A 12,449-nucleotide genomic window follows, 5' to 3' on the forward strand; every position below is an offset into this window, starting at 1 on the left:
CTATACGCCGCCCCGCCTCACGCCGTGCGCCGGCGCAGCGTCGCGGCGCCGACCGCCAGCGCGACGATGATCGCGCCCACCACGATGCCCAGGTCCCGCCACATCGTGCCGGTCGGGTAGGCATGCGCGCCCACCTCGGTGAGCGCCTCCACCGAGTACGACATCGGCAGCACGTCGCTGACCGCCTGCAGCCACCCGGTCATCGCCGCACGCGGCACGAACAGCCCGCAGAGCAGCAGTTGCGGCGCGACGACGAGCGGCATGAACTGCACCGCCTGGAACTCGGTGCGGGCGAACGCGCTGCACAGCAGGCCGAGCGCGACGCCGAGCACCGCGTTGGCGACCGCGATCAGCACCACCGGGCCGAGGCCGCCGGCCGCGTGCATGTCCAGCACCCAGTAGGCGAACCCGGCGGCGACCGTCGCCTGCGCCGCGGCCGCGCCACCGAACGCGATGCCGTACCCGAAGAGCAGGTCCAGCTTGCCGACCGGGGTGGTGAACAGCCGCTCCAGGGTGCCGCTGGTGCGTTCCCGCAGCATGGCGATCGAGGTGATCAGGAACATCACGATGAACGGGAAGATGCCCAGCATGGTCAGCGCGATGCGGTCGAAGACCCGCGGCTGGTCGTCGTACATGAAGTAGATCAGGGTGATCAGCAGCGTCGGCACCACGACGATCAGCCCGACGGTGCGCGGGTCGTGCCGCAGCTGGGTGAGGATCCGCCGGATCGTGCTGAGCAGGATCATGACGCGCCCCCGTCCGGGCCGCAGCCGGCCGGGTGCGCGGCGCGGACCCCGGTCCGGCCCGCGTCCCGGGACCGGATCAGGTTGAGGAACGCCTGGTCGAGGTCGTCGCTGCCGGCGGCCCGCTTCACCCCGGCCGGGGTGTCGTCGGCGATCAGCGCGCCCTCACGGATGAGCAGCAGCCGGTCGCAGCGGTTCGCCTCGTCCATCACGTGGCTGGAGACCAGCACGGTGGCCCCGTCGGCGGCCATCCGGCGCAAGTGCGCCCACAGCTCGTCGCGCAGCACCGGGTCCTGCCCGACCGTCGGCTCGTCGAGCACCAGCAGCTCGGGACGGCTGACGATGGCGCAGGCCAGCGAGGCGCGGCTGCGCTGACCGCCGGACAGGTCGGCGACCAGCTGGCCGGCGGCGCCGGTCAGCCCGACCGTCTCGACGGCGTGATCGGCGGCGTCCCGGCCGAGGCGGTAGAGCGACGCGAAGTAGCGGGCGTTCTCCCGGACCGTCAGGTCGGCGTAGACGCTGGGGGCCTGGGTCAGGTAGCCGATCCGGCTGCGCAGCGCGGGCGAGCCGGCCGGGACGCCGAGCACCGTCACGGTGCCGGCGGCGACCAGCTGCACGCCGACGACCGTCCGCATCAGGGTGGTCTTGCCGCTGCCGCTGGGGCCGAGCAGTCCGGTGACGCTGCCACGCGGGACGGCGCAGGAGAGGCCGTCCAGCACGGTCCTGCGGCCGCGTCTGACGACGAGACCGGAGACCTCGATCGCGGTGTCCATCATCCCTCCCGGGAACTCATCAACTGTTGAACTCAACGGTAGGTGAGTTTCCCGCCCGTGCGGAACACCGAAATTCGGCAAATGGTGAAATCAGGCGTGCGCGTAGCGCCGCAGCACCTCGTCCACGTCCTCGTCGGTCAGCTGCCCGAAATCCTCGTACCAGCGGCCCACCGCGCAGAAGTCCGGCGGCGCGCTCAGGCACACCACCCCGTCGGTCTCCGGCGCGAGCAGGTCCCGCGCCTCCGGCGAGCAGACCGGGACGGCCAGCAGCACCCGTTCCGGATTCCGGCCGTTGATCCAGCGGAGCGCGGCGTGCGCGGTCACCCCGGTGGCCAGCCCGTCGTCGACCAGCACCACCACCCGGCCGGTGATCGCCGGGGCGGGCCGGTCACCGCGGTACCGGCGCACCCGGCGGCGCAGCTCCAGCCGCTCGGCGTCCAGGGTGCCGCTCAGGTCCCGCTCGGTGAGCCCGGCGTACCGCAAATTGTCCTGGTCGTAGACCGGCGGCCCGTCCTCGGCGATGGCGCCGAGCCCCCATTCGGGCCGGCCCGGCGCGCCCAGCTTGCGGGCCACCACGATGTCCAGATCGGCGCCGAGCCGGTCGGCGACCGGCGCCGCGACCGGCAGCCCGCCCCGCGGCAGCGCGAGCACGATCGGCCGGTGCCCACACTCGCCCACCGCCTCGGCGACCCGCTCGGCGAGGGCCCGACCGGCCCGGGTGCGATCCCGGAAGATCATCAGGTCACCCCCAGCGACGGGTCTCGGCCAGGTGCCGCAGCGCCGGATGCCGGCTGTCCGGGCGGGGCGTCGCCTGGCCCAGGAACGTGCTGAACCACTCCCCCGCCTCCTCGGCCACCGCCTCGAGCGCGCCCGGCTCCTCGAACAGGTGCGTCGCCCCCGGGATGATCCGCAGCTCGGCGTGCACCCGCATGGTGTTGCGGGCCTCCTCGTTGAGTTCCAGCACCGCCCCGTCGCGCTCGCCGACGATCAGCAGCGTCGGCACCCGCACGTCGATCAGGGCCGGCCCGGCCAGATCCGGGCGACCGCCACGGGACACCACCGTGCGTACGACGTCGGGCCGGGCCGCCGCCGCGACCAGCGCCGCCGCCGCGCCGGTGCTGGCCCCGAAGAGCCCGAGCGGCAGCCCCGCGCTGGCCGGCTGCGCCCGCAGCCAGTCGATCATGCCGATCAGGCGGTCGGCGAGCAGCCCGATGTCGAACCGCCGCTGCCCGTTGTCCTCCTCCGGCGCGAGCAGGTCGGCCAGCAGCGTGGCGAACCCGCGGCGCTGGAGCGCCCGGGCCACCGCCTGATTGCGGGGGCTGTGCCGGGAACTGCCGCTGCCGTGGGCGAAGAGGACCACGCCCCTGGCGTGCTCGGCGAGGGTGAGGTCGCCGTCCAGGCACACCTCGCCGAGATCGATTCGTTCCGTGGTGCTCCAGGTGGTCATGTCCGTCCCTTTCTGCTCGGCCGTTGCGGGCGTGCATTCCGGGGAGACAAGTCCCACCGTACGCGTCCTCAGGTGCACCGGCGGCCGGCCGATCGGGAGGGGGTCGAATGCCCAGGAGATCCACCCCGATGTCTGTTCCCCGGCTCAACCGCACGCCGCAGACGCCGCCGGTGGCACCGGTCCGGGCCGCGGCCCGGGGACGCCACCAGAACGTCCGAGACGACGCCGACTCCCTCTCCGGCCGCGACCGCGGGCTGATCCACCAGGTCACCGGCCAGCGGATCGATGCCGGCCAGCACAACGCGCGGCCACCTGGAGCCGGCACTGCGCCACCTCGCCCGGCGCGGCCGGGGCAACCGCCTGGACGTGAGCGCCTGACGCCGGCCGGGGTCAGCCCCGCCGGGTCCGCTCCACCAGCGCCGCCGCCACGTCGCGCAGCTTGCGGTTGGTGTCCTGGGAGACCTTCGTCAGGATCAGGAACGCCTCGTCCGGACCGCACCGGCGCTCACCCATGATGATGCCCTTGGCCTGCTCGATCACCGCGCGGCTCTCCATCGCCGCCTGCATGTGCTGGGCCAGGGTGGCGGTGGTGTCGTACAGGTGGGCGTTGGCGACGGCGACCCCGGCGTACCGCACGAACGTCTCGGCCAGCGTGACCGCCTCGTCGTCGAAGGCCCGCACCCGGGCGCCGTAGACGTTGAGCGCGCCGGTGACCCGCACGATGGGCAGGCCGACCGAGAGCACGCTGCCCACGCCGGCCGCGGCGGCGCTCGCCGGCCAGCCGGCCCAGCGGTCGTCGGCGCCGGTGTCCGGGACGTGGACGGTGGCCTGCGCGGCCGCCGCCTCCAGGCACGGGCCGAGGTCCCGCTCGTACTGCAGGGTGTCGAGTCGCAGCGCGGTCGCGCCGGTGTACGCCGGGGTGTACGCGCCGCTGTCCCGGATCAGGGTGACCGATACCTGCTCGGCGCCCGGCACGGTGCGCCGGGCCAGCTCGGTCACCCGGTGCAGGACACCGTTCAGGTCGGTCTCGCCCAGCTTGATGCGGCCGAGTTCGGCCAGGGCCGCGGCTGGTTCGGCTGGATCGTACGCCATCAACGTCAGAAATTCCCCGCAGCGGAGCGCGGGCCGCCGACAGGCGACTCGCGCTGGATCAACCGGTGACGCTGCCCGGAGGACCGGACGGTCCTCGGACCCGCGCCGCTGCTTGACGCTGGTTGGCCGATGTTGGTGTCCGACATCGGCAGCAGGACGCCGATACTACCGATACCCGGCCGGGGATGCCCAACACGGTGGCGGGACCGGCGGCCGGCGGCGCCGCACCGGCGCGACCGGAAGAGCGGGGGCGGAACGGCGGCACCGCAGCCGCGCGACCGGAACACAGCGGGGGGCGCAACGGCGACGGCGGAACAGCGGGGGCGGAACAGCGGGGGCGCAACGGCGACGGCGCAACGGCGACGGCGCAACGGCGACGGCGCAACGGCGACGGCGCAACGGCGACGGGGATCGCCCGGCGGGATTCCGGTCCACCGGGCCGCCCCGGCGGGTAAGAAGGATGAGCATGACGCCGGATCCGTTGGACCCCACCGCCGCCTTCCGCGAACTGAGCCGCATCAACCTGGGCGAGACCGATATGGAGGGTGTGCTGAGCACCGTCGCCGGCCTGGCCCAGCGGGCCGTGCCGGGGGCGCGGGACGTCTCGGTGACCCTGATCGGCCAGAAGCGCCCGCGCACCATAGCCAGCACCAGCGAGACCGCCATGCGGATCGACGGCTGGCAGTACGAGCACGGTCGCGGCCCGTGCCTGGACGCCAGCCGCCAGCACATCACGCTGCGCATCGACGACGTGGTGGCGGAACGCCGCTGGCCCGGCTGGAGCGAGCACACCGCGGGCCTGGGGATGCACAGCACGTTCAGCGTCGGGCTGCCGATCCGCGAGCAGATCTCCGGGGCGTTCAACGTCTACGCCGGGACCGCGCACGCGTTCGACGACGACGCCGTGCTGCTGGCCGAGACGTTCGCCGGTTACGCCGCGGTCGCCCTGACCAACGCGCACCTCTACGACACCACGGTCGTCCTGACCCAGCACATGCAGGCCGCGATGGAGAGCCGCGCGGTGATCGAGCAGGCCAAGGGCATCATCATGGGCCAGCGCCACTGCACCGCGGACGAGGCCTTCGCGATTCTGTCCCGCGCCTCCCAGGACGCCAACCGCAAACTCCGCGAGGTCGCCGCCGACCTGGTCGACCGCGCCCAGCGCCCGTCGTAGCCGGTCGGCGCCGGAGCGCCGCGGCCAGGCGGCCCCGGGCCCCCACAGCCGAGCGTTCATAGCCGCGCGGCCCGGGACTTCATAGCCGGACCGCCGCAGCCGGGCGACCCCGGACCGCCGCAGCCGGGCGACCCCGGACCGCCGCAGCCCCTGCGGCGCCGGGCCGACCGGGCCGGCCGGGTGCGCGCGGCCGCGTCCGGCCCCGAGGGCCGCGGGACGGTGCCGGTCAGCGCGGGCGGTCCAGCAGGTGGCGCCAGTGGCGGACCAGCGGGGCCGGGCAGGCGATGTCCCGGATGCCGGCGGCCAGCAGCTGCTCGTGCAGGCGGGGGCCGGGGCGCAGGTCCAGGGCGAGCTGGCAGGCGATGTCGCGGGCGGCGGCGACCGAGGCGGCCCACTCGATCAGCTGGGTGACCACCAGCGGCAGGTGGTCCGGGGGCAGCAGCACGTCGTTGCGGACGCTGCGATCCCAGACCACGGTGTGCTGGGCCAGGTCGGCGGTGCTGACGCGCAGCAGGTGACAGTCGTCGACCAGGTCCGCGACGCCGAGCGCGGCGGCCGGGGTGGCGATGTCGAGGCCGAGCCGCCAGCGGCCGCCGGTGGCCGCGACGAACGCGGAGATCTCCTGGCGCGCGGAGACCATCGGCAGGACGACCAGCGGATCGCCCGACGGGCACTCGCCGACGAGCGCGTCGAAGGCGGCCAGCGCCTCCGGGTGCAGCGAGCGGACGCCCCGGCGGCCGAAGGCGGCGGCGGGCGGCCCGCCGGCCGGCTCGTCGAAGTAGCGGATCGCCGGCAGCGGCCGGCCGGACTCGGCCAGCAACCGCCACAGCCGCACCCGCTCCGCCTCGGGCAGCGCGCGCAGGTCCTCGGCGCGCAGCGGGGCCCAGCCGTCCGCGAGGTGGGCGGCGTCCTGGGCCTCGGCCAGGTTGGTCACCTCGGCGTGGATCCGCAGGGTCGCGGCGGCCGGTGCGGGCGGCGCGGTGGTCGCCTCGTCGAAGTCGACGACCACGTCCTGACCGAGCCAGCTGTCGTCGACCGGCACTCCGGTGAGGACCGGCACGGGCAGCGCCCAGAGCGCCCGGGCCTCCGGGGCGTACGGCGTGACCGGCTCCTCGACGATCACCCCGGACAGCCGCGGGGCGAGCGTACGGATCAGGTCGACGTCGGGTTTCTCCAGGTAGAGCAGGACCCGGCCGAAGACGATCTCCTCGATGCCGGTGCGGTCGACGAGCAGCCCGCGATGGCGGCCGAAGCCGTACGCGATGCCGGGCTCGTGGTCGTCGCCGGTCCGGTCACTCATGCGCCACCTCGCCTCACTGACGGGGACGGAAGTCCGCTACGGACGGTAGCTCCATCGGGGGCGTTCGCGCAGCCCGCGACGGTGCCGGATGTCGTGCCGGGGTGCCCGGCGGCGGACGACCGGCCGCCGGGCCGCGGCGTGGTCAGTGCGTGATCGGGATGCGCCAGAGGGCCGGTGTCTCCCGGTCGGCCGTCCGGCTCACCGATCGCAGCCACAACAGGGCGATCAGCGAGATCAGTAGCAGGCCACCCCAGGACAGCACGGTGAACAGGTGGGTCTGCGACGCGGTGGGCTCCGGCTGGTAGCCGCGCTCCAGCAGGGAGTACTGGTACGGCGTGCCGGTCAGCACCAGGGTGACCAGCAGCGCGATGCTGTGCATGCTGTCCCACAGCGCGTGCAGCACCGCGACGCCCAGGTAGGACAGCAGCAGGCGGCGGGTCATGGCGAAGTGCCGGCGGCCGCTGGCCGAGAAGAGCACGCCGCCGAGGATCGCGGTCCACAGGCCGTGGCCCAGCGGCGCGAGCAGGCCGCGCAGCAGCTCGGTCTGCACCAGCTGGGTCAGCGACAGGCCCTGTGCGGTGAAGAGCGCGGTGAACGCGTAGCCGGCCGACTCGAACGCGGCGAATCCGAAGCCGACCGAGGCGCCCAGCACCAGGCCGTCGGCGGCGTACTTGTGACTCAGCCGCCGGGTCAGGAAGGCCAGCGCGGCGAGCTTCGCGGCCTCCTCGATCAGCCCGACGCCGAGGAAGAAGGCCGGCGACGGGTGCAGCAGGTACGTCTCCAGCAGCGACGCGGCGAGCACGCCGAGCACGCCGCCGGTGACGAACGTGCTGAACAGCAGCTCCGCGGTGACCTCGCCGCTGTGCCGGCGGCTGAACGCCCACAGCACGAACGTCACCGGAACCAGGAAGCTGCCGAGCAGGACCAGGGTGGGTATCAGGTTCGGATTGCCGGTGGCCAGCGTGACCACCACGGTGAGCAGCCAGAGGACCAGTCCGGTGAGGAAGACCCGCAACCAGTGACGGCGGCGGGGCGGTGCGGTGGTCTGGTACATGTCGCGCCTCCCGCGCAGATGTGAGCGGCACCGTCGTACCCACCGCAGCGGACCCGCACACGGCGGCCGGCGTTCCTCCCCGCCGGTGGCCGGCGTTCCTCTCCGCCAGCCGGCGGCGTTCCCCCCGCCGGCCGCCGGCGTTCCCCCTCGATGGCGGGCCAGGCCCGGCGCCGGTAGCCGGCCACCGGCGTGATGGTCGATGTTCACGTTCACAACGCGGGGTGTTGGCCACCGCGTGACCGGGCGCGCCGAGGGTGGACCGCGATCTTGCCAGCACCCGTACCGTGGAGTTCCCCCATGCCCTCCCTCCCCGTGAGCCGCCGGACCGTCCTGCGCGCCTCCGCCGCCGGGGCCGCCGGTCTCGTCGCCGGACCGGGCGCTCTCGCGCCGGCCGCTCCCGCCGTCCCCGCGGCGGCATCCCCGGCGTTCGTCGACAGCTACCGGACCAACCTCGTCGCGAACCTGACCGCCGAGACCAACGCCGCGCTCCGCATCCTGTCCGGCTTCGGCCGGGTGTGGTCCACCGGCGCGGCCTGGAACAGCGGCACCGTCCTGGACCGGGCGTTCCTGCGGGCGAACATCCGGTACGTGGTCAAGGCGACCACCCACCGCACCGACGCCGAGGCGGCCCGGGCGTTCCTGGTCGACCGCCGGCACCAGAGCTACTCGGTGACCGCCGGCCTCGGCCCGCTCGCCGAGCTGTACCGGGCCGGCGCGCTCGCCGTCACCGGCGTCACTGCCGCGCCGGACACCACCCCGGCGACCACGATCAGCGATGCCGTCCCGACCGGCGCCCCGGCCGGCTCGGCGATCGGCGCCGGCTCCCCCACCTCGCCGCTGGGCCGGGTGGTCACCCTGGTCAACACGGTGCGCGGCGGCTACTCCTCGGGCAACCCGGCGAAGCTGGCCTTCCAGTACCCGCGCCCGTGGCGGCTCACGGTGGACAGCGAGGTCGTCGACACCGGGCGGGTGGACGACCTCGGCTACCCCGTCTACGACTCCGAGGTCGTCGTGGCGCCGGCCCTGCTGCGCCAGCGCGGGACCGCCCCGGCCGACGACGGCGGGTACGTCAGCGGGCACAGCAACGCGCTGTTCCTGGCCGCGCTCGCCTACGCGTACGCCGTCCCGGAACGGTTCCAGGAGCTCGTCACGTGCGCGTACGACCTGGCGCACACCCGGATCGTGGCCGGCATGCACTCGCCGGCCGACGTGATCGGCGGCCGGGTCCTGGCCACCGCGCTGGCCGCGGCCATCCTGCGGGACCCGGAGAACGCCACGCTCAAGGCGGAGGCGCGGGCCCAGGCGCTGGCGTACTTCCAGTCCCGGGTGGGCGCCGACGTGCACGGCTTCGCGCACTCCGGTGCCGACGAGTACGCCGACCGCGAGCACAACGCCCGCCACGTCCGGCACCGGCACACGTACGACCTGCCGACGCACGGCCGGCGCGTCCCGGTCACCGTGCCGGCCGGGGCCGAGGTGCTGCTCGAGACCCGCCTGCCGTACCTGGACGGCGAGCAGCGCCGCGAGGTGCTGCGGACCACCGCGTCCGGCTCGGGTCACCCCGTCCTGGACGGTCCGGAGCAGTGGGGCCGGCTGAACCTGTTCGCGGCCGCCGACGGCTACGGCGCGTTCGACGCCACGGTGGCGGTCACCCTGGACGCGGCGCGGGGTGGCTTCCACGCCGCAGATGCCTGGCGCAACGACATCGGTGGCCGCGGCGGCCTGGTCAAGCTCGGTTCCGGCGCGCTGACGCTGTCCGGTGACAACAGCTACCGGGGTGGCACCACACTGGCCGGGGGCACCCTGACCGCCGCGGCGCGCACCGCGCTCGGCGACGGCGACGTGACCGTCTCCGGCGGCACGCTGCGGCTGGCGGCCGGCGGGGTGCGGGTGCGCCGCGACTACCGGCAGAGCGGCGGCACCCTGGCGGTCACCGCCGACCCGCGGGGCCGGGCCGCGCTGGTGATCGACGGGGATGCCACGCTGGGCCGGGACGCGACGCTGTCGGTCACGGTCGCGCCGGGCGGCCGGCACGCGTACGACGCCCCGGTGCCCGTGCTGACCGCCCGCCGGCTGCGCGGCCGGTTCGCCCGGGTGGTGGTGGCCACCCCGGGTCACCGCGCCGAGCTGGTCTCCTACCGGGACACCGTGGCGGTGCGGCTGCGTACCGCCTGACGCGGACCCGGGCGCCGCTGGTCCGGGCACCCGCACCAGCGGGACCCGGGCCAGCGGCACCCGGGCCAGCGGCGCCCGGGTAAGCAGCGCCCGGGTAAGCAGCGCCCGGGTAAGCAGCGCCCGGACCAGCGGCACCCGGGTAAGCGGCATCCAAGCCGGCGGCTTCGGGGCCGTCGGCGGCGGGGCCGGCGGCGGTCCGTCATGAGTCGGCCGCCGGCTTGACAAACATCGACGACCGGCCATTGGATGGGTCCGGGAGGTAACCACATTGACCGTGCGCCGCAAGTGCCTCGCCCTCGTTACCGTCGCGCTGGCGCTGGTCACCACGCTGGGCGCGCCGGCCGCCGCGGCGCCGGCCTGCGCCGCGCCCACGCCCAGCACGACCCGCCCCGGTTATCTGGTCGCCGACCCGGGGTGCGACCTGTCCGGCACGCCGTTCACCCCGCTGACCGACGCGGACGGACGCACGCTCTCGCGCATCCACACCGGCGTGCGGGACGGGGCGGCGTACCGCGTCGAGGTGCCGCTGCGCTGGAACGGGCAGCTGGTCGTCTACGCGCACGGTTACCGCGGCACCGGCACCGTGGTCCACGTCGACAACCCCGCGCTGCGCGCGCACTACATCCGCAACGGGTTCGCCTGGGCCGCCTCCAGCTACGCCACCAACGGGTACGACGTGGGCCAGGGCGTCCGTGACTCGCACGCGCTGATCGACACGTTCCGGCAGGTCACCGGCCGCCGGGCCGGGAAGGTCATCATGAGCGGCGCGTCGATGGGCGGGCACATCACCGCGGTGGCGATCGAGCGCTTCCCGCGGGCGTTCCACGCGGCCATGCCGTACTGCGGCGTGCTCGGCGACACCGCGCTCTACGACTACTTCCTGGACGCCAACGTCACCGCCGCCGCCCTGGCCCGGGTGCGGATCGACCTCCCGCTGACACCTCCCGCGGACTATCCGCAGCAGTGGCGGGCCCGGGTCGGCCGGATCCTGCCCGCGCTGGGCGTCAGGGCCGGCAGCGCGCCCGCGCTGACCGCGGCCGGCCGGGCCTGGTCGGACGCGGTCGAGCGGCGCAGCGGCGGGGACCGGCCCGGATTCGACTCGGCGTTCGCCTACTGGAACGCGGCGAGCTCGCTGGCCCCGCTGAGCGACCTGCCGTTCCTGTTCGGCCTCTACCCCGGCCTGTCCGGCGGCACCGGCGGGATCGCCCCGGGCAACGTGACCGACAACCGGAACACGTACTACCGGCTCGCCGACAGCGTCCTGCCGAGCCTGCGTGAGCTGAAGCTCAACGCCGAGGTGCTGCGGGTGCAGCGCACCGCCTCCGCCGACCCGGGCCTGGCCGGCATCCCGCGTGTCGAGGGCCGCCCGTCCGTCCCGGTGCTGTCCCTGCACGACATCGGCGACCTGTTCGTGCCGTTCTCGATGGAGCAGGAGTACGCCCAGCGCGCCGCCCGCAACGGCCGCGCCGGCCTGTTCGTCGCCCGCGCCGTCCGCGGGGTCGGCCACTGCGACTTCACCGAGGCCGAGCTGGCCCGGGGCTTCGACGACCTGGTCTCCTGGATGCGCACCGGCCGCCGGGCAGCCGGGGACGCCATCCTGGACCGCCGGGTGGTCGCCTCCGCCGCCTTCGGCTGCCGCTTCACCGACGGCGCCCACACCGGCTTCACCGCCCCGCCCTGCCCCGCCTCCAGCCGCCCCCGGACCACCGCGTCCCGGCCCTGACCCACCGGTCCAGCCCCAGCACAATCCCGTCGTCGAGGCCGACGACCCGTCCAACCCCGCCACGACCACGCCGTCAAGGCCAACGACCCGTCGAACCCCGCCACGACCACGCCGTCAAGGCCAACGACCCGTCCAACCCCGCCACGACCACGCCGTCAAGGCCAACGACCGGGATGTCCGCACTGGGCTTCGTCGCTCGGCACGACACCCGCCGTTTTCGGGACCGCGCCGCTGCGCGACGACGACGGCAATCAGCGATTTGCCCTGTCGAGACAGAAGAGTCGCCGTGCCGGGTCGTCGCCCGATGTGACGCTCCGCCCGGAACATTCGAGTCGCCGCAGCGATCCGTCACATTCCGCCTTGCGGATTACCCCCGTTCCGGGGGCCGGATGCGACACGATCGAAGTGATGAGAATTGGCATGATCAGATACTGACTTGAGCCCGGCGCGGAGCGGGATAATGGTGGCATGGGGCAGTTGTCGATGTTCAGCAGAGCGGAAATCGCGAGAATGCGGGACCGGACCGCTTCGCGCAATTATTCGCCTGCTCGCGACGGGTTTCGTCGCGAGCATGAGCGTCGGCGTTTCTGGGGTTTGCAGCGCCGACATGCCGAGAAGTTGAGGCGTGGTGGCGCGGGGACGTCGACTGCGCCCGCCGGCAGAGCTGACCGCACTCGCCCAGCGATCACGGCTTCACTCCCGGCGGGTTCGGCTCCACCGCCGGCCGCCCCGGTTCCCGCCCCACCACCCGGTGCCCCCCGCCTCACCGACCCCGCCTTGGGCTCCACCACCCACCGCCCCGGTTCCCGCCCCACCACCAGCGACCCCCGCCTCACCCACCCCGCCTTGGGCTCCACCACCCACCGCCCCGGTTCCCGCCCCACCACGAGCGACCCCCGCCTCACCACCGACGGCCCTGGCCTCACCAGCGACGGGCCTGGCCTCACCAGCGACGGGCCCGGCCTTCA

10 protein-coding genes are annotated in these 12,449 nt (G+C 74.4%); 3 read left to right on the forward strand and 7 right to left on the reverse strand.

Features of this window, described 5'->3' with window-relative positions:
- Nucleotides 1–17: 17 nt before the first annotated feature.
- The 5 genes from ACTEI_RS22645 to ACTEI_RS22665 form a co-directional block, all read right to left on the reverse strand.
- Complete coding sequence (locus ACTEI_RS22645; protein ID WP_122979488.1) at nucleotides 18–746, reverse strand: ABC transporter permease; 729 nt, start codon at nucleotides 744–746, stop codon at nucleotides 18–20.
- On the reverse strand, nucleotides 743–1,516 hold the full coding sequence (locus ACTEI_RS22650; RefSeq protein WP_122982340.1) for an ABC transporter ATP-binding protein: 774 nt from the start codon (nucleotides 1,514–1,516) through the stop codon (nucleotides 743–745). Before ACTEI_RS22650 ends, ACTEI_RS22645 begins: the two co-directional genes overlap by 4 nt.
- A 90-nt stretch (nucleotides 1,517–1,606) precedes the next feature.
- Nucleotides 1,607–2,254, reverse strand: coding sequence for a phosphoribosyltransferase (locus tag ACTEI_RS22655; protein WP_122979489.1), 648 nt, complete (start codon nucleotides 2,252–2,254; stop codon nucleotides 1,607–1,609).
- A 4-nt stretch (nucleotides 2,255–2,258) separates the two neighbouring features.
- The gene (locus ACTEI_RS22660; protein WP_122979490.1) at nucleotides 2,259–2,963 is read right to left on the reverse strand and encodes a dienelactone hydrolase family protein; all 705 of its coding nucleotides are present in this window, start codon (nucleotides 2,961–2,963) and stop codon (nucleotides 2,259–2,261) included.
- A gap of 390 nt (nucleotides 2,964–3,353) precedes the next feature.
- The gene (locus ACTEI_RS22665) at nucleotides 3,354–4,055 is read right to left on the reverse strand and encodes a GAF and ANTAR domain-containing protein (protein WP_122979491.1); all 702 of its coding nucleotides are present in this window, start codon (nucleotides 4,053–4,055) and stop codon (nucleotides 3,354–3,356) included.
- A gap of 466 nt (nucleotides 4,056–4,521) precedes the next feature.
- On the opposite strand from ACTEI_RS22665, the gene ACTEI_RS22670 reads away from it, so the two are divergent.
- Nucleotides 4,522–5,229 (forward strand): GAF and ANTAR domain-containing protein, encoded by a 708-nt coding sequence (locus ACTEI_RS22670; RefSeq protein WP_122982341.1) that lies wholly within the window; start codon nucleotides 4,522–4,524, stop codon nucleotides 5,227–5,229.
- 226 nt (nucleotides 5,230–5,455) lie between these two features.
- Here the strand turns inward: ACTEI_RS22670 and ACTEI_RS22675 are convergent, their stop codons facing one another.
- The gene (locus ACTEI_RS22675) at nucleotides 5,456–6,529 is read right to left on the reverse strand and encodes a hypothetical protein (RefSeq protein ID WP_122979492.1); all 1,074 of its coding nucleotides are present in this window, start codon (nucleotides 6,527–6,529) and stop codon (nucleotides 5,456–5,458) included.
- 142 nt (nucleotides 6,530–6,671) lie between these two features.
- Nucleotides 6,672–7,583 carry a PrsW family intramembrane metalloprotease gene (locus ACTEI_RS22680; RefSeq protein WP_122979493.1) on the reverse strand — a complete coding sequence of 304 codons (912 nt, stop codon included), beginning with the start codon at nucleotides 7,581–7,583 and terminating at the stop codon, nucleotides 6,672–6,674.
- Nucleotides 7,584–7,880: 297 nt separating this feature from the next.
- On the opposite strand from ACTEI_RS22680, the gene ACTEI_RS22685 reads away from it, so the two are divergent.
- Entirely contained in the window at nucleotides 7,881–9,758 is a 1,878-nt protein-coding gene (locus ACTEI_RS22685) for a phosphatase PAP2 family protein (RefSeq protein ID WP_122979494.1), read from the forward strand.
- 274 nt (nucleotides 9,759–10,032) lie between these two features.
- Nucleotides 10,033–11,481: an alpha/beta hydrolase family protein gene (locus ACTEI_RS22690; RefSeq protein ID WP_239082485.1), complete on the forward strand. Its 1,449-nt coding sequence runs from the start codon at nucleotides 10,033–10,035 to the stop codon at nucleotides 11,479–11,481.
- Nucleotides 11,482–12,449: the final 968 nt, after the last annotated feature.

The sequence above is a fragment of the Actinoplanes teichomyceticus ATCC 31121 genome (assembly GCF_003711105.1).
GTDB lineage: Bacteria > Actinomycetota > Actinomycetes > Mycobacteriales > Micromonosporaceae > Actinoplanes > Actinoplanes teichomyceticus.